This is a genomic window from Candidatus Thiodiazotropha sp. LNASS1 (assembly GCF_964212655.1).
Lineage (GTDB): Bacteria > Pseudomonadota > Gammaproteobacteria > Chromatiales > Chromatiaceae > Thiodiazotropha.
Genome location: NZ_OZ156465.1, coordinates 3,693,360 through 3,714,148, shown reverse-complemented (window position 1 = coordinate 3,714,148; position 20,789 = coordinate 3,693,360). Strand labels below are relative to the sequence as shown.

Below are 20,789 nucleotides of genomic sequence, written 5' to 3'. Positions count from 1 at the left end.
TTGAGCCATCGGAACTATCGGCGTCTGCAACCTCAAGCACACCTCAAGTTATTGATAAGCAAGCCGATAGGGATTTCATGACATTGAATTTCACAACATTTTAGAGCTAAATTACTTGATATATTAGAAAATGTTAATATAATTTATCTAGTAATTCATAGGGTATTTTGGGAATATAGCCAGGCAATGAGCAACCTGCACCGGAACCTAAACAAAGATCATCTGACAAACCTGGAGGATTTACCCTTCAGAATCAACTCTGTCGAGCGACTTCCCGTCCTGGCTCAGGAAGAGTCGTGCAAAATCATCAAACAGTATTTCGACTACCTGGAGTCGTTGCTCGGGCGTAAGCACAGTGATCCGGATGTCGAACAGCTGCGTGCATTACTGACCGAAATCTCCGGTTTCATCCGTTCGGAAAAGAGCCAGATCAAGGATGACGGATATATTCGCATGCTCAACCGGCTGACTACAATCTACGCCAAAGGCATCCAATTGGAAGACGACAAGGCCTTTATCGGCACCGCTGTAAATTATGCCGATATCATGAATACAGTCAGCAAATCCTATACGGGTTACGACTACACCGAGCCGGTGGGACTCATGCTGCATTACATGGATAAACTCTTCAATGATCGGGAAGAGAGCTGGCTCGAGGTATTTGAGTACATTATTTCCATGTCCGACTCCCATGTGTTGCGGATGCTTAAGGAACAGCACCTGCAGGAGATACAAAACTGGGTGGAAGAGGGTGTCGACAATCTGTTTGCAATCTGGGATGAGCAACTGGATGTGATCAATAACCTGAGCAATGAAATTTACCTATTGGACAAGCAGATCCTGCTCACAAGTAGAGAATTGCGGAAGAATATGAGTCAGGTGACTGCCCCCAATGTGATCTACCTCAGAGATATCCATCTCCGCAAAGAGCTCGATCAACTGCAAGAAAAACGTAAGGAACTGGTCACTGCCCGCACAGGAAAGATCGAATTATCCGCTTTATTGGATGAAAATATCCATGAGTTCGGGGAGAGGCTGACCGAGATCCGACGCAACACCCAGATCCAACTTGCCTGGAGCAACACTGCAGAATCCTGAACCATTGCGGACTGGCTGAGATCTACTGAAACTTAAAAGGCCTGATAAACGTCAGGCCTTTTACGTATGGTAGCAAGGGGCACAAGCAGCAGAGATCATGACAACCTTTGAACGTTGCCAGCTATCCACAGCTCAGCGCTATATCCGCTGGGCACATGATAAATATTCAAATCTTGCAGAGACAGCAGCCTCTCATATCAGCACCACTTTAGGCAGTAAGAAAAAGCAGATATCGAGGTATTGTAATGAATTTTGCAACTCCGGAAATGAAGCCTGTCACGGTAGAAGCCAAATTCCCCAATCACGGCCTCGTAATATTGGAAGGCGTAGACACAAATACTAATTCTAGAAACCATTTCTTCGGCAGCTTTCTTGTATTGCGGTTTTTTTTGGGTTGCACCGAGAGACAACAAAGACCAGAAAGAAAGCAATTACTATAATTAAGAATTCTATCTATTCTACTGTTGCTGAAAATAAAGACAGCAAGGGTTCCTTATTTTTAAAATAACATCCCGATTTTCTGATTGAAATTATTTCAAAACTAAGTTAATTCACATCGACCGGTCACATTCAATAATAACGACAATAAAAACCCGATTTTTTATCCTGCAGAAGATGAAATTGTAAATGCAATCGCCGCACTTTTTATTGATTATAGGTTTATCATTCAATAAAAACCTCGAGAAAATAAGTTTGATAATTTTCTCTCTGTAGCGAAAATTATCTTTAAAACTACAGGTTACAACTCTATCATTAATAACTCAGATAGACGAGGCAGTGGTGTTGTCCCAGGGATTGATATATACCTAACAGACTAAAATCGGAATTGTGATTTGCTAATTATAATTCAAGCAACATAATTCCTAACTTTTTTACTAATTATAACCCAATGAACCCATACTCTAATATTCAGCAAAATATCAGATTGATACGCTAGACTAGAGTGTATATCTGAGCAAATTTTATCTAAGATGATCAACTAGATTGCTGATTGTTCTGTAATTCTAGCCATATATTGATTGTGAAAATACTATTGGTTGAAGATTCCATTCGCCTGCAACGCTCACTATATACCGGTCTGAAAAGACATGGTTTTTCAGTAGATCAGGCATTTGACGGTGAACAGGCGTTGACTTTTATAAAACTGAATCGGTATGACACGATCATACTTGATTTGGTTTTGCCTAAGGTGCATGGGTTGAATGTACTATCGACCATGCGTAGTCAAGGCAATAATAGCCAAGTACTGATTCTGTCTGCGAATGATCAGACAGAAGATCGAATTCGTGGTCTTGATCTCGGTGCGGATGACTATATGGTCAAGCCTTTTTCATTTGATGAACTCGTTTCGCGACTTCGGGCCTTGAACAGACGTCACTCTGGAATCAAAAATCCTGTTCTCGAAATAGAGGGTGTTAAAATAGATACAGTGGAGCGCCAGGTAAGCTTTAATGAAAATGTAGTTAGTCTTACACCACATGAGTTTAAACTACTGGAATATCTCGCTCGCCGACGAGGACGTGTTTTTTCCCACGATCAGCTCATAGATCAGCTTTACGACGCTGCCAGCTACGTAACACGTAATGCAGTAGAGGCACATATCAGTTCGCTACGTAAACGTTTGAAGGCATCAGGTGCCCCTGGGCTTGTGAAAACGCGGCGCGGATTCGGTTATTTGGTTGAATAGAGTCCCGTGAAATCGATCCGCAGCAGATTAAATCTCACCATCATCGGTACCTTGGTCGTGGTTTTATCATTAACTGCGGTGTTCCTCTATTTGCGGATTTCTCAACAAGTAATCACAGTATATGATACTTCATTGCTCGACAAGGCTAAGGCCTTGATTTCCTTGACAGAACTCGACGAAGAAGGTCTGGAATTTGATTTTGCCGAGGATGGCGTAATGAATGAATTCGAGTTAGGACCGAATTCACACTATTACCAGCTTTGGCAACTTGGCACTCAGTTACTGATTAAATCACCATCGCTATTGGACACTGACCTGCCGTTGATCGGTATTGAGCTGGGGAGGCATCATTTCGCTGATGTAATACTGCCGGACGGTCGTGCCGGGCGCTTGATCGAGATCAACTTTATGCCCCGTGTTGAGATAGATGATGAGGAGGGGGTTGTCGAGATTCCTGAGCCCAAACCGATCTCGCTGGTCTATGCCCGAGAAAGAAGAACCCTTGACGATACACTTTTTGCGATTGGGCTCACCATCTTTACCATCGTCATTGTTGTACTTATGGCCACCTCTTTGCTGGTCTGGCACCTGGTTGGAAGAGGTTTATTGCCACTCTCGACACTGGCGAGACAGGTGAGCGAAATTGATGAATCCAGCTTAAGCGTGCGTCTGAGTCAACAAGGTGAGCAAAGTCTTGAAATCAAGCCAATTATAGACCAATTAAACAATTTTCTAGTGCGCCTGCAATCTGCATTTGAGCGGGAAAAGCGCTTTTCGTCCAATGTTGCTCACGAACTGCGCACACCGCTCTCCGAATTGAAAACGCTCTCCGAAGTGGGACAGATGATACCGGATGACAGAGAACAGCTCACTGAATTTTTCAGGGATGTGGGTGAAATTTCCAACCAGATGGAGAAGGTGGTCATCACCCTTCTTGAGTTGGCGAGATCTGATGCCGGCCTGTTGAATAGCGATCCGCAAGAGATCCTGCTATCTGATTTTTGTGATTCGGTCTGGCAAATGGCGATCAATGAGCATGAGGTTAGTAAGAATCTGGTCAAACATATACCAGAGGGCCTGATAATCTCCACTGATCGGGAAAAATTCGCGATGATACTCAGTAATATATTTGTCAACGCGATCAACTACAGTCCACAAGAAGCGGATATTAAATTAAGCGTGGAAATTCAGGATGACCACATCGTACTCAGGGTCAAGAATGTCGCTACAGACTTGAGACCGGAAGATATAGTGCACATGAAGGATCGCTTCTGGCGTAAAAACAAATCACAAGGAAAAACCAGTCACTCAGGCCTTGGGCTCACACTCGTGTATGCTTTGGCGCGAATTCTAAAACTTGATATTAGCTTGGATCTGGATAGCCAGAGCATGTTTATGGTAACTATTTCCGGTGTACCACTGGTACTGGAGTGATCGGCTATTAAAATTTATAGGCGAAGTCGATACCGATATAGTCAGTAGAGTCTTGCCGGTAGTCGGCATAAGCACTGCCTGGCTTGAATTTAGCGTAAGTGAAAAACAGTTCCAGGGTTTCCTCATATTCTATGCTATAGACCAGATCCAACTCCTTGCCTAAATCCCGGCTAGCCCCAGATGGGTCCACCTCGATAGTGGCGTCGCGTATTTCATCCGATAACTTATCCTGCCTGTAGTCAAAATGCATCAACGCAAACGACATGTTCTCAGCTATCCGCCACTGAAGGCCAAACATGTCGATCTTAAGATTGGATAATTCCGGCTGATATAGCTCCCCGTAGGATTCAAGGTCTCCCTGCAAACCGGTTTGACGATAAGATTTGTTATGACGGTCTCCCAGATCAGAGTCACCAGACCCTTTTGCGCCAGCAATAATCAGTGAGAACTCATCCAGTCCGCGAGGTGTCCAGCGCAACAAGTAGCCACTGGCCGTGCCATTGATATGTCCATCTTCCCGTTCACTGACCTCAACGACACCCGAAGATGAATCCTCGAACTCATAGACAGCAAATCTACCGCTTATCTCGGAATAGTGCAGTTCCAGGTCGATCTCTCCTATCATGTGATGTTCAATCCCGGCAACATAACTGATACCTTTCCAGATTAAGTCAGCATCTTCTTCATCGATCTTCTCAATATCTTCAAGATCGCCAACTCGATAGTTAGGCGAATTGTCATTCTGCTTGAGGTAATAAATGTTGAGGATCTGTCCATCCATGATCTCCCAGCTCATGCTGAAAATCAGACGTTGAACATCATCCAGTTCAGGATCAATAAAATCCTGATCCGTAGATTCCGGCGCCTGCTCTTCAGCAATGGCAAGAAAAGTCTCAAAGTCACCAAACCACAACTGCAAACTGATGATATCCAATTCATCGTCCCACCAGGACCACCACTGGCTGATGCTTTCATATTCTACGCGTCCAAGATTTATTTCAGAATCTACGATATCACCAAATAAGTAGGCGACCCCCAGTTCTCTGAACTCCAATCCAGTGCGTGTGGTTTTCATGTCTGCACTTTTTATGGTTTCGTTTTCATCAATCAATGCGCCAGTAAAGAACAGATTAAATTTGTTGTTTACCCAGTATTCGATATCGAATTCGAATTCCATTTCCTGCTCTACCAGTCGATTATGCTCAGCTTCACTCCCAAGGCTCAAGCCATCTAATTCGTTGAATTCAATGTCAATTTCGAAATCGGCATAAAGGTGTCCGCCGCTCTGTGCAGAAGCAGGCGATGCATGCAAGAGGCTAAAAATAATGGTGACCGGAATTAATTGCCGCAATGCGCAATCCTCAGGTTATCTTCAGATAGGTAAATTAAACTCTCCATAAAGTATGAGGCTAGCAGGGCCTAATCTGGTGCTGGCATATGCTCACCAGCTTACATCTTCACCATTTAAAAGAGGACGCAAGGATTAGAAAAGAGCATAGCAAATACAATCTTGAATAAAAATAATAATTTCCTGCACCGTAAATTATTTATATAGAGTTTGCGGTAAGGTTTTTTATTGTCTCTGTTACTGGCTAATTACATACTCAATCGTCGATATCAACCTTGATGATACTTCCATCAAGTCCAATGATGGCCTCAAGTCTATCGCCATCATGTATGAAGTCTACTTCATAGATCTTTTCTCCCTTATAAGTCTCTTTTTCAACTTCACTAATTCTCGCACCGGGATAGGCTTTTTTTATAATTTTTCTGACATCACTTTTACTTAGCGCAACAGCTTGGCTAGCAAAAAGCATAAACCCAATTAAAATCGATGTGGATATTTTCATGTGTTGCTTCCTGAAGATGATTCATAACGACATGAGTGTAATCTGATTAAAGATATTCAGTAAACATTCAGTTTAATATCAGGCTAATTTCAGGTCATGGGTACAAAATATATTATGCATGGAGTCTGTAAATATCAAATATCAACAGAGGAGAAAGTAATATGAACCATGTAAATCTACCCATCTATTTTATCACTGCGGGCTTTATTCTTGCGTCATCAACTGGTATTGCAGGTGAGGATATACCATTCGACGAAGCGGAACTATTTTTCGAATTGAATGATACCGATGGCGATCTCGGTATTCATGGCAAAGTGGATGGGGATGAGTGGAAACGTCTAGAAATTGAGGATCCCAATGAGCGCCGCATGATGACTGTACGGGCAAATGGACGCCTCAAACGACAGGGTATCACCGAACTGTTTTTCGAGAGTGCTGAACCGACTTTCGATGAACTTGAACCTGCGGATTTCTTCAAACGGTTTCCTGAGGGAATTTACGAAATAGAGGGCATCACTCTGGATGGAGAGGAGCGTGAAAATGAAGTATTCCTATCTCATGTTATTCCTGCCGCTCCTGACAATGTAACCATCAACGGTATGCCAGCAGCAGAAGACTGCGATGCTGATCTACTACCTGTCGTTAGTGCACCAGTAACCTTGACATGGGAACCGGTACTCGGTTCTCACAACGAACTGGGAAAGGAAGGTGATGTAGTGGTTCGTTACTATGAAGTTGTTGTTGAGATCGATGACACGGATTACAAGTCAACCAGCATCATACCTGGTGACCTAACACAATGGACCGTCGCTGATCCAGATTTTTTTACTCTGTCAGAGGAGGGTGAATATAAGTTTGAAATTCTCGTTAGGGCAGAGAGCGGTAATAAATCTGCGGTTGAAAGCTGCTTTATTGTTGAATGATACTGACCAAACCCCTCCCGTTAGGGAGGGGCATCCAGACAGGAGCTAGACTGCCATGAAAGTTACAGGATCAATACTACTGGCTCTATTCGTGATTGTTGCTGGTTATTGGATTTGTAGTACCCAGAGTCACAACGAGATAGCTATTTATGAGAATGTTATAGAACAAACTAGTAAGCTGTCTCCAGTACAAGACCTATCCCACCAAGCTTCGAGCAATGTAGAAAATACTGTGCAGGGTGAGAATCAAAAATTATTGAATGATACCGCAACAAATCTGCCAGAAGAGAAATATTCTGCAGAGCTCCAATGGATAGAAATGGTTGAAGATGAAAATCTATTCGCTATAGATACAATGCATCACTTACAACCCATGTTATCCCATAGTGAACCTGCACTGCGTCTAGCAGCAGTAAATGCAATCAGCGGATATAAGCATAGTGAAATTAATCATACCCTCACAGATGCCCTATACGATCCCAATCCGGTCATACGGGCAACAGTCGTTGAGTCACTCAGTATGCAAATGGATGACTCTATGATTGCCTATATAGAGCCAGCTCTCTATGACCCAAACTTGCAAGTGAGGATCGCGGCAATCTGGGCTATCGCTGAACTTGAAAGCGAGCAGGGAGTTTATGCGTTGGCAGCTCTGTTGTCGGACCAAACTGTTGATATCCGGTTAAATGCCGTGGCGGCATTGGGGGAGATGGGGAGAGAAACATCAATTCACTATCTAAAGAATCAAAGGCATGATCCCGATGAGAGAATACGCCGAAATGTAGCCGCTATCTTGGATGAAATAGAAGCTGACTTTTAATGGTAGATCTCAGCTATGTTCGTTAATTCTGTTCCACCCTTCCTCAAAAGGATAGAACCAGCTGAATACAACCACTACCACTAGCGTTTTTAACTCTAGTTTGGATGCGAGAATAATCTATTGAGTTCGGTATAAATGTTTAAAAGCATAATAGCTGAACTTTTCCCCAAAATGCTTACACAGTGTTTACATAAAATCCTGCAGTGCCGGGTTTTTATGTAACTATTTGATTATATGGCAGCAAGGAGCAGATTCGATCTGCCGATCCCCAGCATTATGAGAGGCATTATCGAATCCTAGCCTTTTAATTCAATAACTTAGGCGGGCGTCTGCAACACTATCCGTACTGTGGCCAGTAAACATGGGTGGGCACCCCCATCTCTTAGATATCAAAATGCTGGGATATGATTGTTGAATTAGATCTGTACTTGGCTTCGGATTCAATCGGTGGATCAACCATCTAATCCCTAAATCTCTTTACACTCTAAACAATTACAGCTTTAGATTCTGTAGCTTTGAAACCCCACCGAAGCTGCCAACCCATATTGTTCCGTTTGTTTCCATGGCCAAGGAGAACACATTATTGGCAAACAGACCGTCATGAGTGGTGAGCGTTTTGAACGATTTTCCATCAAACCTGGCGAGCCCATTGCTTGTGCCTATCCACATTTCTCCATTCTCTCCCGGTTCTAGCATGAACACATGGTTGGCTGGTAGACCATCTTTGGCGGTGAAATAGCTCCATACTGCTCCATCGAATCGTGCGAGGCCTCCCCCCCAGGTTCCGCACCATACGATGCCTTGTGGCGTAACATAAAGTGAAACGATATAGTTGGGGTTATATGCGACATCAATACTCTGAAGCCCCATCTCCACCTTTTGCCGTGCATGGTGACTCGACTCCTTTGCCGGATCCCGCTTGAAGTCTATTTGATCTTTAACCAGCTCATATGGCGCACCCAATCCGTCTTCATGCCTCCAGTTTTTCCAGGCACCATCTTTGAAGTTGGCCAAACCGCCTTCCGTCGCCATCCATATATCGCCCTCGCGACCCTTTGCCAAGGCGTATACCCAATCGTTGGGTAGGCCGTTTTGGGTGTTTTCAACAGTGAATGTCTGCCAAGCCGAGCGGTCGTCGAATTTGCCTCCTATGACCCTATTCGCCCCGGACCAGGTGGCGATCCAGACATCACCGTTTTCCATCTCGAGCATGTCGTAAATAAACGCATCCGCTAGACCGTGTTGGATGTTGTAGTTCTCCCAGTCTTCAGTATCGGGATCAAAGAGTGAAAGTCCTCCGCCATAGGTTCCGACCACGAGTTTCTTGCCATACTTGCTGAGATGAAAGATACCGTTGGACAGTAGTCCAGACCGCACATCGAAGAGGCGGTGTTCATCCTTGGTTTTGTCGTAACGAATGACACCACCGGACGTCCCTACCCACAAAGTGTCACCGTCATTCAAAATCGCCTTGACGTTGCTGTTGCCAACCCTGAAGTGAGCGAACCGGATACCCTTGTCATCGACACTGCGTCCCTGGTCTGGGTTGCTTGGAGGGTGTGAATCCGGCAACAGGCTCGGTATTGGCGTATTCGATACAGTTTTCTCTGGCAAACTCTCGATTTCAGCCTGCTTTTGCTGCGGTGATGAATCGGTTTCCGGAGTACTTTGTTGTGTGCCGGCCCGGTAGGCAGCCACAATGGCAACAATTCCGATGGCTGCATAGATCGCTTTTTCGTTTCTCGTTTTCATTTAACCGTCACCCTTGTTGATGCCCAACCTGACTACCGCCCCCTTAGTGCCTGCCCAGATTTCTCCATTCGGTGTCACGACTACGGCGTATACATTGAGATCACTGAAGCCGTCGTTACGTCCAAAAGTTGTCCATTCATTTCCGTCAAATCGCGACAACCCGTTGTTTGTGCCTATCCATAGAACACCGCTAGGTTCCATTGCGATGGAATAAACGATATCCCCCGCGAGGCCATCGTCAACGGTGTAGTTATGCCACTGCTCACCGTTGAACCAGGCGAGGCCACCACCCCATGTGCCTGCCCAGAGATTGTCCTGCTGATCGATCAACACGCTGAATACATAGTTGGGGTTGTAGGTCGCTTCTCCTCCGCTGAGCACCCCAAGGTCGTGACGGCTTCGCGTACCAAGCCCCGTATTGCGGCTGAAGGGTTTTTTGTCGCTGTTTTTTTCGCCGAGACCGTCAGCATGATCCCATGACACCCAGTCTTTGCCATCGAAACGGCTTATTCCCCCTTCCGTTCCGAACCAGACCCGGTTTTTCGAATCGACGGCAATGCCATAAACCCACTCATTCACCAATTCGCTCAGGTAGGTCTTCATCTCCCCCGTAGCCGGATCGAGGCTATTAGCCCCTGCCCAGGTTCCAATCCACTGCGTACCGTCCGGCTGCCAGGCAAAAGCGTAGACCCAATAGTCGGCTAGACCGTGCATAGGGAACCAGGTCTTCCACTTGCCATCGCGATAACGGGACATGCCACCCGCATTTGTGCCGAACCACTTGTAACCTGCCTGATCTATGCCTATCGCGAAGACATACTCGTTCGCCAGTCCGTGCTCGCGAGTGAAGGTGTTTCGGATCGACTGATCTCGCAGATCGATCTCGTGCACACCCGCCGATGTGCCGACCCACAGGCTGTTTGTCCCGGTTTCAACTGCAAGCGCCCTTGCATAGACACTTTGGCCGATCTCATAGCGTTCCAGAACCTCGATGTTCCCGTGGGAAGTCGGATTTTCGATGGACAGGCGGTCGCCTATATCAGACTCGCTGTCTGCTGCGGAAATCGCGGTCATTCCGAAAAACAGAAAGGTCAGAATGGAAGTGACTTGGATTTTGCTTGATCTGTTCATTATGCGATTGCTGATTTCTGTTTTTAGATTTGGATTCGTTTTATATCCCCTCTTTCTCCTTGAGCGCTTTCAAACGTTCAATGGAGGGAGAATGCCCCAGCGCCGCACCACGTTCTAAAAGATCTATCGCTTTGGCACTGTCTTTGGTCAATGCCAAACCGCCATTCAAATAGGCAGTGGCTAGCAGATCTATGGCCTGTGGATGGCCGGCGTCGGCCGCTTTTTCAAACCACCTGACCGCCTCGAAGAGGTCTTGTACAACACCTTCTCCCGTGGCGTACAGCGTGCCCATTCCGTAAGCGCCATCAGCCTCGCCCTGCTCCGCAGCTTGCCGGTAGTAGTGAAAAGCTTGCTCGTTCTCCTCGGCGATATCGTAAATATAACCAAGCAGGCTTTGCGCCTTGGCATGGCCACTGTCCGCGGCGATCTTCAGCGATTCGATTGCGGTCATGAGGTCTTCACGCTGATACGCCGCCAAACCACGCAGATAATCCTCATGAGGATCGGCGAATGACAATGACGGCATGATAAGGGTCAGGATTAATAAAATGGTGTTAAGTCTTTTGTTTGACATGACTGCAGATCGTATACTGAATCTACGTCTAGGTCGTTGCTCTTTAGGTAATTTGCACACTATCTTTCCTCGAGTTTCCGATAGAGCGTGGAAAGGCCGATATCGAGTGAACGCGCGGCAAGTGCACGATCATTGCCGGCAGCGTCGATCGCCTTTTTGATCACGCCTATTTCGAATTGCCTCACCTGCTCTCTCAACGAGCCGAATGTTTTACCGAATTCGTATTTGTTACCATTGTGTTCATACCGGGTTACATGAGATGGAAGATCGCCCATGTTGATGGCGCGTTCCTCCGCGAGGACCAGCATCCGGGCGATAACGTTCTGCAGTTCTCTTAGGTTTCCCGGCCATTCGTAGGCAAGCAAATGTTCCTCCACCTCCGGGTCTATGCTGTAACTCCCCTCCAAACCGAGTCTTGAAATTTCCGTGTTGAGGAAATACTCGATGTACAAGGGGATATCCTCCCTGCGGCTACGCAGTGGCGGCAGGGTAATGTGGAGTACATTCAAACGGTAAAAGAGATCTTCCCTGAATTCTCCGCTCTGCATCATTTCGACAATGTTCCTGTTGGTTGCCGCAATGATACGCACATCGACCCGCCTCGACTGTTCCGCTCCCAGGGGCCTAACCTCCTTATCCTCGATGACATGCAGCAGCTTAACCTGCAGTGTAAGCGGCAATTCACCGATTTCATCGAGAAAGAGCGTGCCACCGTCGGCCTCCCGGAAGAGACCTTTTTTGATTCTGTCCGCACCCGTAAAAGCGCCTTTGATGTGTCCGAATAGCTCGCTCTCCAACAACTCCTTCGGAATCGCACCACAGTTCACGGTCACCATCGCCCGGTCACGCCGATTGCTTTCATAGTGGATCGTACGGGCAATGTGGCTCTTTCCGGTGCCGCTTTCACCCGTTATGAGGACGGTGCTGTCGGTGCGTGACACCTTGTTGATGAGGGTCTGAATTTTCCGCATGGGCACAGACAGGCCCAAGGTATCCGATCCGGTATCGGACTCCACCATTTTTCGCAGATAGCGGTTCTCATCACGCAGGCGCGCGACATCGGCGATGTGGTCGAGGCGAATCAGTACATCCTCAAGCTGAACCGGTTTCATGAGATAGTCGTAGGCGCCCAGTTTCATGGCTTCGATCGCGGTATCGACCGAGGCGAAAGCGGTGATCATAAGAAAAGCGATGTCCATCTCTTTTGCCCGGCAGCGCCTGATGACTTCGATGCCATCCAGATCAGGCAGTCGCAGATCGCAGATACAGACGTCAAAGTCTGAGGATTGGAGCATTGTCAAAGCCTCCTCTCCACAGTCCGCCTGCTCAACCGTGTGTCCTGAACGGGTCAGTTGCTCCGCCAACACCTGACGGATGGCAGCTTCATCATCGACAACCAAAATATGCATCTGTTTCATGTCGCCCTCCTACGCATTCGTCTCAGAGTGAGTTTCGATACCGGGCAGGTAAACGGTCGCCGATGTGCCTGTGCCGGAGTGGCTTACGATGCTCAATCTGCCGTTATGTGCACTGATAATCGAACTGCACAACGAGAGCCCGAGACCAGTGCCCTTACCCGGCTCCTTGGTGGTAAAGAAAGGCTCGAGTGCGTGTTCGAGGGTCCGCTCATCCATTCCGGCGCCATTGTCTTTCACCTCTATCTCGATGCCGTCCTGCACAACCCGTGTCATAACCTCAACCACCGGCTGCAGCCTGCCTGTGTTGCAGGCGTCCAGGCCATTGATAATCAGGTTTACCAACACCTGTGTTATCTGGTCAGGTACCGCCTCCACTGCAGGTAACTGACTGTCGAGGGTCTGCCTGATCTCCATTTTGCGGTAGCGATGGTCATAACCGAGGAGTCGAGATGTGCTCCTTATCAAACCGTTGATATCGGTCAACTCACGCTTACGGATTCGGGGGGAGGCGAAATCGGCAATGTCCCGGGTAATCTTCGAGAGACGCTCGGTATGCTCTTCGATCATATTCAGATTACGGATTACGACTTGTGGAAAATCAGGCTTCTCACCGTTCTGTTGCTCACCCCATCCATTTGCGGACCGCATATTGTCCGCCGCCCCTGCAATGGCGGCGATGGGATTTCCGACCTCGTGCAATATGCCGGCAGCCAACTGACCGATGGCCGCCATTTTCTCCTGGTGATAGTACTGCTGTCGGGTTCGCTCCAGTTCCTGCGCCGCTATCTTGCTTTCGGTAATGTCCCTTACGACAGCAACCAATCGCTTCTCATGGGCTAAATGCAAATCACCAATCCACAGATCGACAGGAAAAAGTTCGTCCCCTTGTTTTCGTGCGCAATACTCGTTCTCGCCCTGATTCGTGTTTTTGAGCAAAACCTCACGATCCTCGGAAAACAGGGACTCGAATCTTTTGCCGATCAACTCCGTGTGAGGGTAATTGAACATGCCCAGGGCGGCCATGTTGGCTGACTCCACCCTTCCTGTGGTATCGAGCGTGAAGATAGCATCGGGAATATGATCGAGAATAGCCTGCAGCCTGGCCTCGCTTTGCGCCAGATTCTGCTTGGCATAAACAAGTTCGCTGACATCGTGCTGTACCTCGATGATACCCTGCATTTCACCCTGTTTGTCGTAGAGCGGCGTCGATATCACATCGACGATGATAGGATTGTCATCGGCATCATAGTGTCTGTGCTGCACGGTGGCGGTCGATTGGGTACGCATCACTTCCTGGAAGGAACAGGGATGGTCACTGCCGTCGCAGGGTGTGTCGCGGCGGTGGGAGATCTGGTAGCAGTAGGCCATTTTTTCCTTAGGCGTATTCATATTGATCAAGCCCTTGGCGGCTTTGTTCATCAGCGAGATCTGTAAATCCTTTTTAATCACGAACAGTGGATTTGCAATACCATCGATGATGGATTGCAGGAAATAGTGTGATGACTCGAGTTCCTCGGTGCGTACCTGTACACGCGATTCCAGATCCTTGCGGTGATCCTCCAGTTCCTGCAGATACTGCTTTGTTTGAGCCTGCTCCTTGACCAAAGCGGAATCCGTTCGATGATAGAGCCATACCTGCGCCAATAGGAATGTTCCCAGGACAGCCAACAACCCGATGACAAACTCCTGCTCCGTGTCGGAAACGGCTTGCAGAAAAGGTGTGACATCGGAGTAGATCTCGAACACACCCTCGACACGATCATCCGCCAGTCCGTTGATGGGAATATACTGCTGATAAAGGTTACGGTTCTCGATCATGCCGTCAAAGCTGTTGAACTTGTCCCTATAGACCATACTGCCCGAACTGAGCCCGTTAAGCGCCGCAAAGACGCCTGGATTCCTGCTCGCATCCCTGCCCGCTTCACCCGGAGCTGAGGAGTAGATAGTGATTCCTCCCAGATCGAAAATCTTGATCTTCGCAACATATACATCCTTGAGATATTGCTTTAGTTTTGCCTCAAACGAGGTTAGGAAGCGATTGTCTCCCACACTCTCCTGCTCCCCTTTCAATACCTCGGGCAACCTGTCGTTCACCAAACCATTACGCAGAATACGGGCAAGCAAGACATTGTGTTCGTGGAAATGTTTTTCCAGCGTAGCCTGATTGATATCCCGGAAAACCGCGACCAACATGATCGTAACCGCAATCATCCCAACCAGACTCAATAGGGTGAAGCTCAGGAATCGTTTATTCATTCGATCACCTTCTCTCCAACATTGCGTGTATTTTCCCACTCCCAGATCGCCGCCCAGGCCTTGCGCCGGTAGGGATCGTCATCCGCCGCAAGATGCACGTAAACACGCATTGCACCCAATGCGGATTCCAAATCACCCTGCTGTTCCAAGGAAATCGCGAGGCCGTAATAGGCATTCAGCTGACGATCATTCAGTTCAAGCGCATGGTTGAAGTGGTGTTGTGCCTCGGCATATTGACCCATTCCCATCAAGGCATAGGCCAGATTCACTTCCGCTTCCGGCATCCAAGGCGCCAGCTCCACCAGCTTGTTGAATGAATGCACTGCCGGTTCAAAATGCCGCGTGTGCAGCAATCCCACCGCATTCAGGAATAGATCATCGAGCGGGGATTGCTCCATGGCTTGCGCAGTTTCACGTTCCATTTCAACTTTAGCGGCAGGTTTGCCGATTTCATCCCGGATTAACGCGACTACGGTCAATGTCGCAATTGCGACCAGGGCAGCGATCGGCAAACGCAAGTCCGGCGACATTCTCATACAGCCCCCTGATGGGGATTGACACTGACGAACGGCACCCCGAAAAAAGTCAGGAAGGCAAGGACGAACACCCCCATCGCCAGCAATGAGAGAGTGCGCGGCCCCAGTGGGTAGACTGATCGCATATGCAGGGTAAGCGCCATGCAGAGCCAGGTGATAAAGGCCCAGGTTTCAAGGGGGTCCCAATCCCAATAGCGTCCCCACGCATCCTGCGCCCAGACCGCGCCTGCGATCAGCATGACGCTGTGAAACAAAAAAGCTAATGAGAGCCATATCCAGACTTGCCGTTCGAGCTGTTGTGGTACCCACATGTAACGTGCAGAGCGCACGAACCGCTTTAAAGGCGTGATGAGCCATACGCCAAGACTGGTCGCAACCAGACAACACCCGAGGAAGAGCTTTCCGAAGATGACATGCACCCATAGCCAGGGTGTCTCATAGGTCGGTGGCAACAGCCTGATCCCGGGATCGGTCTCGGCGGCCCAAATGAAAAGCAACAGTATCGTAACCGCGGCAAAAGGAGCGCCGACCCGGGTGATCGGGACGAAAACATAGGCCAGGCCATAGATGAATGAAAGGCTGAACAGGCTGCTGATCAACACTTCATGCATGGTCAGGAAAGGTCCCTGGCCATAGGTGAGCCAGCGTCCGGCGATGGCTAAAGTGACAAAAAGTGTCCCAGCCAGGATCGTTCCTCCGATCCAACGGCTGTAGTCATTGCATCTGTCGAGCAGTTCCTGAATCGATAACACAGCCGCCAGGTGATAGGCGATCGCCGCGGGATAGAGCCACAGGGTGTAATCGTTCATATATTTACCTTTCTGGTGTCTGTCTGAGCGACACCTCTCTTTGGCCTACGCAGATTGCGCCCCGCCAAATGAAAGGCTAGACAGCAGACGACAATCATGGCGGACGCAAAGCACCAGTAGAGACTCGGATCGCGGAAGATGCGGTAGCCGATCCACATCTTGATGCCTTCGAAGCGGAACGCGCCACCCGTAAGGCGCAGGGTCTCGCCCGGTTGAAGACTTGTGGTTGTGCCGTCCCGTGTAACCAGCAATAGCGCTTCCGACATTGCACCGCTCAGTGTCCAGTTCTCATCCTGCGGGATAGCTTTTGGTGTGATCTCGAAACTCAGTGCTGTTCCGTCAGGCGCCGTCCAGGAGAGGCGCTGCATCGGTGCGAGTCGCGGGTAGGAAGGAAAATGGAGGGCTCCCAGGCGGACAGGTGACTCCTGTGCCGGCCACCAAGTGATCAGTGCCGAAAACCCTTTGTTGTGGGTAACATAGAAACGGTTTTTCTCGATGATCAACGGCCGGCCATCGGTCGCTCCCGACAACCGGCCGTCAGCCATCACGACTTGGCTATGAGTCTCCCTGCGCATCATCCCCGGGGCATAATTTATCCAGATCGTCCCCTGCTTGAAGGCACCTTCAACCGGCAGCATGGGCACCAGGACGCCCTGGCGATCGATAATCACCTGCCGCGGATCGAACACTTGTCCTTCGGTGATTTCGAAATGGCCGCGAAAGCGGCTCAATTGACCGTATGCCAGGGAGACCGCCAGCAGCAACAGGCCGACATGCATGCCAAATAGTGCCGGTTTTACCCGAAACAGTGGATTGCTGAGTAACGCAGCGCACAGATTGATGGCAAGCAGCAGCAGCGAAGCGACAATCAGCCATTGTCCGATATCGCTTTGCCGTGAGGTGGCCAAACCACCAGCGCCCAGCAGCAACAGGCCGAAACTGGTAATCCTCAGTGATGCCAGCGTGCGAAACCAGGCCGGATTAATCTTCCTCCTCTGCCGTTCAATCCCTGTCGGCTCCGCTCTGCTCATTTTGGTTGTCAGGGTGGATTCTGGCATACCGCCCCCATCCAGTCCCGACCGACATCCGGATTGCTGCTGGCGGAGCCGCAGTTGTCCGGACGCCAATCCCCCGACTGGGCAAAATTGATCACTTTGAGCTTGGCATTGAAGTAGTAAGGCTCCTGGTTGTAGACCTCCGCATTGGTTTGAATCGGGACTTCGGTTCCGGGTGGCAGTCCGGCCTCCGGTCCCACGTCGTTGAGATTGACTAACAATCCCTTATTCTTCCAGCCGTGGGGCACGGCGACATGGCACCACATGCACTTCACCCGGTTACCGGTAATCCGCTCGAAGTGCTCGGCATGAAGGTTGTCGCCCCGCCCGAATCCGCTGTCGACGCTGCGGTCGCCCCCGGCGTAGACGTCGTAATCATGACATTTGAAACAAAGATCCTGGGGACGTCCCGTCCCGGTGTCCGCGGACCAGTCGCCCTTAAGGATGAAGTTGTGGTTCGACCCGTGGGGGCCCCAGGGTCTACCGTTTGCGCCACCATCCGGCACCACGGTTCCCGGGGCAGTGCCGGAACCGTGACAATCGCTGCAGTACATGGTCTGGCTACCCACGGCGCTGTCAAAGGGTGGCACCCAGTTGCTCGAGATATCTTCATCTCCCTGGTTGCGTTGTAAGCCGTCTCGACCGGTTGCTGCGATAACCGGATGCCATGAACGCTGGTTATTACTCAGGTAGTCAAAGTCAGCACCGCTATCCCCGGGCGAGCCGAATCCCTGGTGAGCTACGGGCGCCTGAAACTCCCTGGCTTGATTGGTGTACTGGGTCAGGCCGTTAGTACCTGGGGTTGTGGTACCGATGGAATCGCCCAATACAGGCCGGTCGCCAACTGGGTAGAGGTTGTTGTCATCATAGCCATAATCGGAATGGCACTTGAGGCAGATCTGGTACTCCCGGGTAACCCATGGGCTGATTGCCAGATTGCTTGCGCCGTCGCCGCCGTCACCACGCTTGAGCGTGTAGCTCAGGGGTAGATCGTGGAAACTCGCCGATCCGTAGACCGGCTCTACGCCGGTTGTACCGCGCAGAACCCCTGAGGCGATATTGGAATGTGAGGCACCGTGATCGTGGGTGCCGGTCAGGTTGGAACCGTTGCCGTTGAAAAGGGTGTTGCGCTGCAGGCGATGGGGATTGTGGCAGTCGGTGCATTCGGCATGCCTGTTGTTGAGATCGCCCTTGCCCAGGAACAGAGGATCCTCACTGAAGTCGGCATCACTTATGTCGTGCACCTCGACACCTGCAGGCTGATCGAAACTGGTGATCGGCATATGCCGGGCAAGGACGAAATCATCCTCGATATTCGGCACTTCAAGGGAGAAGTTCAGCACCGACGATGCATCGTTGGTATGGCATTGGTAGCAGGTGCTCTCGATAGCGGCAGCACCGCCAAGTCGCGCTTGTGTGGGTCCTCCCAAGGCATCGCTACCCTCTCGCAAGAGGCGCCGTGAGCCCTGTACGGTATGGGTGTCGTGACAATTAAGACAGGACGCCTGCCAGACGGCTATCCCGGCAGGAAACTCCCTCAAATCTGCCGGTATGGTCTTGTAGGTCTCGTCGGCGACGGCCGGATCGGCATGGGCGGAGTCCACCCAGCGCTGTCCCAGTTTGTCATGACAGGCCAGGCAGACGATGTCGTTAATCTCTGAGAAAGAGTTGCCTGGAAGCCCCTCCTGAAAGCGGTTGAGCCTGAGAAATTTGATATTTTTTGAGATGTCAGTATCGCGGATGTGTGGATCATGACAACTGACGCATTCGAGACGATCCGACTCTAGAGGTACCACCGGCTTGGGATTTTGCCCCGATGCGCGTGTCGCGATGTGGGACTCGATTGAGGGATCGCGCAGCTCGCCGTCGGCGAGTGCCAGTGCACTGTCATATGTAAATGAGATCGGGTGGTCGTTGGTCAGATCGACACCGATACGGCGTGTGAACCCGCTCAATGCACCGCTGCCTTCCGGGATGGTACCGCCGGCAGCCGTACCCTGCAGGGAGATGCTGGCGTTGGCCTGTCCGTTCGCCACGTTGACGGCGCCGATGGCCAGCGTGCCATCATGACATGAGAGACAGAGTTTGGAACTGCCTCCCGGTTCCGCCGTGGTATCCTGGGCATCGATGGAAGTGGATGTATAGGGAGTATAGGTGGCCCCCGAAAGCGCCCTGTTCCAGAGGGGGGCTGCTGGTATATCCGAGGCCCCATGGGGCGTGTGGCAGAAAACACAGACCTCGGACTCGCTTGTTGCCCTGACCGGTCCCGGTCCGCTGATCGAGAGGTTGTGCTTGGTGTTGCGGATATCCGACATACGCTCGGCATTGAGATCGCCTGAGGCGCACAGCAGAAAGCAGACCGGCAGGGACACCCTTCTCATGTGTCCGCTCCCAGGAACTGGAAGATGGAGATCCTGCCGTTGAGCATATCGGATACATAGACCCGGCCATGTTCATCAAGCCAGACACCGGCCGGCAACATGAACTCACCGGGTTGACTTCCGGGACCACCGATCGGCATCAGAAACTCACCATTGCTATCAAAGACTAGCAGGTAGTCGTAGTAGGATTCGGCCACATAGAGCAGACCCTCGCGACTCACCGCGATACCCTTGGGACGATTGAGGTTGCCGATATAGTGGCCACGCTCACCGATCAGCTGTAACCAGCGCCCCTGGGTATCGAAGACTTGAATCCGCGCATTCAGGGTATCGGTAACATAGACACGCCCGTCGGATACAGTGATATAGGTTGGGGAATTGAGTTGCCCCGCCTCATCGCCGGCATTGCCGAACTTCCCGATAAGATTTCCCTGGGAGTCATAGATTTTGATATCGTTGGCGCGGGTATCGGCAACATAGACCCATCCGCTTGCATGGTCCAAAGCCACACCTGTCGGACGCTGCAGGTCGCCATCACCAAAAACACCCATCGGTTTTCCATCAGGTGACAGGCGGACAACGCGCCCGAGTTCGGAGTCTGCCACTAGAACTTCGCCATCCTCGCGAATCGCCAGGCCGACCGGGGATAGAAAGCGCTTCGACTTTTCGGCCCATTCCCAGACATGCAGCTCGCCCTCGACCGGATCAAAGACAAATACAGCCTGCCGGCTGACATCACTGACATAGATCCTTCCCTGTTTGTCGACATTCCCGCCCTGAGGCCGCTGTAGGATGACAGGCTGCTCGGCACGGGCCGGATCCAGGCCGACGATCCAGGAGAGAAATTTAAGGGTTCGGCTGGGTTGATGATCCGGTGAAGTGCGGAAATTATTCTGCCCGGTCAGCTCTCCCGCATAGGCATAGCGGGGGACCTCGCCACTCTTCGGCCAGACTTCCAGCTTGCCGGCGGCATCACCGTTTGAAAGATTCAGGTAGAGCAACTTCGGTGTTTCTGCGCAGGCCTGAATCAAGCAAAACGAAATGATGAGGAATAGATGCTTCATG

The 20,789-nt window shown here is 50.0% G+C and carries 17 protein-coding genes; 5 read left to right on the top strand and 12 right to left on the bottom strand.

Features of this window, described 5'->3' with window-relative positions; translation table 11 throughout:
- The first annotated feature begins 186 nt into the window (after positions 1-186).
- The 3 genes from AB8516_RS16485 to AB8516_RS16475 all read left to right on the top strand — a co-directional run bounded on the left by AB8516_RS16485 (position 187) and on the right by AB8516_RS16475 (position 4,219).
- Entirely contained in the window at positions 187-1,098 is a 912-nt protein-coding gene (locus tag AB8516_RS16485; protein WP_369162301.1) for a hypothetical protein, read from the top strand.
- Positions 1,099-2,131: 1,033 nt separating this feature from the next.
- Complete coding sequence (locus tag AB8516_RS16480) at positions 2,132-2,785, top strand: response regulator transcription factor (protein ID WP_369162299.1); 654 nt, start codon at positions 2,132-2,134, stop codon at positions 2,783-2,785.
- A 6-nt stretch (positions 2,786-2,791) separates the two neighbouring features.
- Positions 2,792-4,219 carry an ATP-binding protein gene (locus tag AB8516_RS16475; protein ID WP_369162297.1) on the top strand — a complete coding sequence of 476 codons (1,428 nt, stop codon included), beginning with the start codon at positions 2,792-2,794 and terminating at the stop codon, positions 4,217-4,219.
- Positions 4,220-4,226: 7 nt separating this feature from the next.
- On the opposite strand, the gene AB8516_RS16470 is transcribed toward AB8516_RS16475, so the two are convergent.
- Together AB8516_RS16470 and AB8516_RS16465 are read right to left on the bottom strand one after the other, a co-directional pair.
- Complete coding sequence (locus AB8516_RS16470; RefSeq protein WP_369162295.1) at positions 4,227-5,570, bottom strand: alginate export family protein; 1,344 nt, start codon at positions 5,568-5,570, stop codon at positions 4,227-4,229.
- A 253-nt stretch (positions 5,571-5,823) separates the two neighbouring features.
- A complete protein-coding gene (locus tag AB8516_RS16465) occupies positions 5,824-6,069 on the bottom strand; it encodes a PepSY domain-containing protein (RefSeq protein ID WP_369162293.1) in 246 nt (81 codons plus the stop codon).
- Between the two features lie 161 nt (positions 6,070-6,230).
- On the opposite strand from AB8516_RS16465, the gene AB8516_RS16460 reads away from it, so the two are divergent.
- A complete protein-coding gene (locus tag AB8516_RS16460) occupies positions 6,231-6,992 on the top strand; it encodes a hypothetical protein (protein WP_369162291.1) in 762 nt (253 codons plus the stop codon).
- Positions 6,993-7,047: 55 nt separating this feature from the next.
- Positions 7,048-7,812 (top strand): HEAT repeat domain-containing protein, encoded by a 765-nt coding sequence (locus AB8516_RS16455; protein WP_369162289.1) that lies wholly within the window; start codon positions 7,048-7,050, stop codon positions 7,810-7,812.
- A 492-nt stretch (positions 7,813-8,304) separates the two neighbouring features.
- On the opposite strand, the gene AB8516_RS16450 is transcribed toward AB8516_RS16455, so the two are convergent.
- Genes AB8516_RS16450 through AB8516_RS16405 form a run of 10 tightly spaced genes read right to left on the bottom strand, consistent with a single transcriptional unit; the run spans position 8,305 to position 20,788 of the window.
- Positions 8,305-9,564: a two-component regulator propeller domain-containing protein gene (locus AB8516_RS16450; protein WP_369162287.1), complete on the bottom strand. Its 1,260-nt coding sequence runs from the start codon at positions 9,562-9,564 to the stop codon at positions 8,305-8,307.
- Positions 9,565-10,695: a two-component regulator propeller domain-containing protein gene (locus AB8516_RS16445; protein ID WP_369162285.1), complete on the bottom strand. Its 1,131-nt coding sequence runs from the start codon at positions 10,693-10,695 to the stop codon at positions 9,565-9,567. It lies immediately after the preceding gene.
- A gap of 40 nt (positions 10,696-10,735) precedes the next feature.
- Positions 10,736-11,269 carry a tetratricopeptide repeat protein gene (locus AB8516_RS16440; protein ID WP_369162283.1) on the bottom strand — a complete coding sequence of 178 codons (534 nt, stop codon included), beginning with the start codon at positions 11,267-11,269 and terminating at the stop codon, positions 10,736-10,738.
- Positions 11,270-11,328: 59 nt separating this feature from the next.
- The gene (locus AB8516_RS16435) at positions 11,329-12,687 is read right to left on the bottom strand and encodes a sigma-54-dependent transcriptional regulator (protein ID WP_369162281.1); all 1,359 of its coding nucleotides are present in this window, start codon (positions 12,685-12,687) and stop codon (positions 11,329-11,331) included.
- Between the two features lie 9 nt (positions 12,688-12,696).
- Complete coding sequence (locus tag AB8516_RS16430) at positions 12,697-14,943, bottom strand: ATP-binding protein (protein ID WP_369162279.1); 2,247 nt, start codon at positions 14,941-14,943, stop codon at positions 12,697-12,699.
- Positions 14,940-15,479, bottom strand: a complete 540-nt coding sequence (locus AB8516_RS16425) for a tetratricopeptide repeat protein (RefSeq protein ID WP_369162277.1) — start codon at positions 15,477-15,479, stop codon at positions 14,940-14,942. Before AB8516_RS16425 ends, AB8516_RS16430 begins: the two co-directional genes overlap by 4 nt.
- Positions 15,476-16,288: a cytochrome c biogenesis protein gene (locus tag AB8516_RS16420; RefSeq protein WP_369162275.1), complete on the bottom strand. Its 813-nt coding sequence runs from the start codon at positions 16,286-16,288 to the stop codon at positions 15,476-15,478. The genes AB8516_RS16425 and AB8516_RS16420 overlap by 4 nt, the downstream gene beginning before the upstream one ends.
- Positions 16,285-17,346, bottom strand: a complete 1,062-nt coding sequence (locus tag AB8516_RS16415) for a hypothetical protein (protein WP_369162273.1) — start codon at positions 17,344-17,346, stop codon at positions 16,285-16,287. The genes AB8516_RS16420 and AB8516_RS16415 overlap by 4 nt, the downstream gene beginning before the upstream one ends.
- Entirely contained in the window at positions 17,328-19,724 is a 2,397-nt protein-coding gene (locus AB8516_RS16410; protein ID WP_369162271.1) for a multiheme c-type cytochrome, read from the bottom strand. The genes AB8516_RS16415 and AB8516_RS16410 overlap by 19 nt, the downstream gene beginning before the upstream one ends.
- Positions 19,721-20,788: a 6-bladed beta-propeller gene (locus tag AB8516_RS16405; RefSeq protein ID WP_369162269.1), complete on the bottom strand. Its 1,068-nt coding sequence runs from the start codon at positions 20,786-20,788 to the stop codon at positions 19,721-19,723. Before AB8516_RS16405 ends, AB8516_RS16410 begins: the two co-directional genes overlap by 4 nt.
- Position 20,789: the final 1 nt, after the last annotated feature.

Bases quoted from the DNA above. Each gene is read 5' to 3' on its own strand.
- AB8516_RS16430 (WP_369162279.1), bottom strand. From the start codon at position 14,943: ATGAATAAACGATTCCTGAGCTTCACCCTATTGAGTCTGGTTGGGATG.
- AB8516_RS16450 (WP_369162287.1), bottom strand. From the start codon at position 9,564: ATGAAAACGAGAAACGAAAAAGCGATCTATGCAGCCATCGGAATTGTT.
- AB8516_RS16420 (WP_369162275.1), bottom strand. From the start codon at position 16,288: ATGAACGATTACACCCTGTGGCTCTATCCCGCGGCGATCGCCTATCAC.
- AB8516_RS16460 (WP_369162291.1), top strand. From the start codon at position 6,231: ATGAACCATGTAAATCTACCCATCTATTTTATCACTGCGGGCTTTATT.
- AB8516_RS16425 (WP_369162277.1), bottom strand. From the start codon at position 15,479: ATGAGAATGTCGCCGGACTTGCGTTTGCCGATCGCTGCCCTGGTCGCA.
- AB8516_RS16445 (WP_369162285.1), bottom strand. From the start codon at position 10,695: ATGAACAGATCAAGCAAAATCCAAGTCACTTCCATTCTGACCTTTCTG.
- AB8516_RS16405 (WP_369162269.1), bottom strand. From the start codon at position 20,788: ATGAAGCATCTATTCCTCATCATTTCGTTTTGCTTGATTCAGGCCTGC.
- AB8516_RS16455 (WP_369162289.1), top strand. From the start codon at position 7,048: ATGAAAGTTACAGGATCAATACTACTGGCTCTATTCGTGATTGTTGCT.
- AB8516_RS16410 (WP_369162271.1), bottom strand. From the start codon at position 19,724: ATGAGAAGGGTGTCCCTGCCGGTCTGCTTTCTGCTGTGCGCCTCAGGC.
- AB8516_RS16465 (WP_369162293.1), bottom strand. From the start codon at position 6,069: ATGAAAATATCCACATCGATTTTAATTGGGTTTATGCTTTTTGCTAGC.
- AB8516_RS16435 (WP_369162281.1), bottom strand. From the start codon at position 12,687: ATGAAACAGATGCATATTTTGGTTGTCGATGATGAAGCTGCCATCCGT.
- AB8516_RS16415 (WP_369162273.1), bottom strand. From the start codon at position 17,346: ATGCCAGAATCCACCCTGACAACCAAAATGAGCAGAGCGGAGCCGACA.
- AB8516_RS16440 (WP_369162283.1), bottom strand. From the start codon at position 11,269: ATGTCAAACAAAAGACTTAACACCATTTTATTAATCCTGACCCTTATC.
- AB8516_RS16485 (WP_369162301.1), top strand. From the start codon at position 187: ATGAGCAACCTGCACCGGAACCTAAACAAAGATCATCTGACAAACCTG.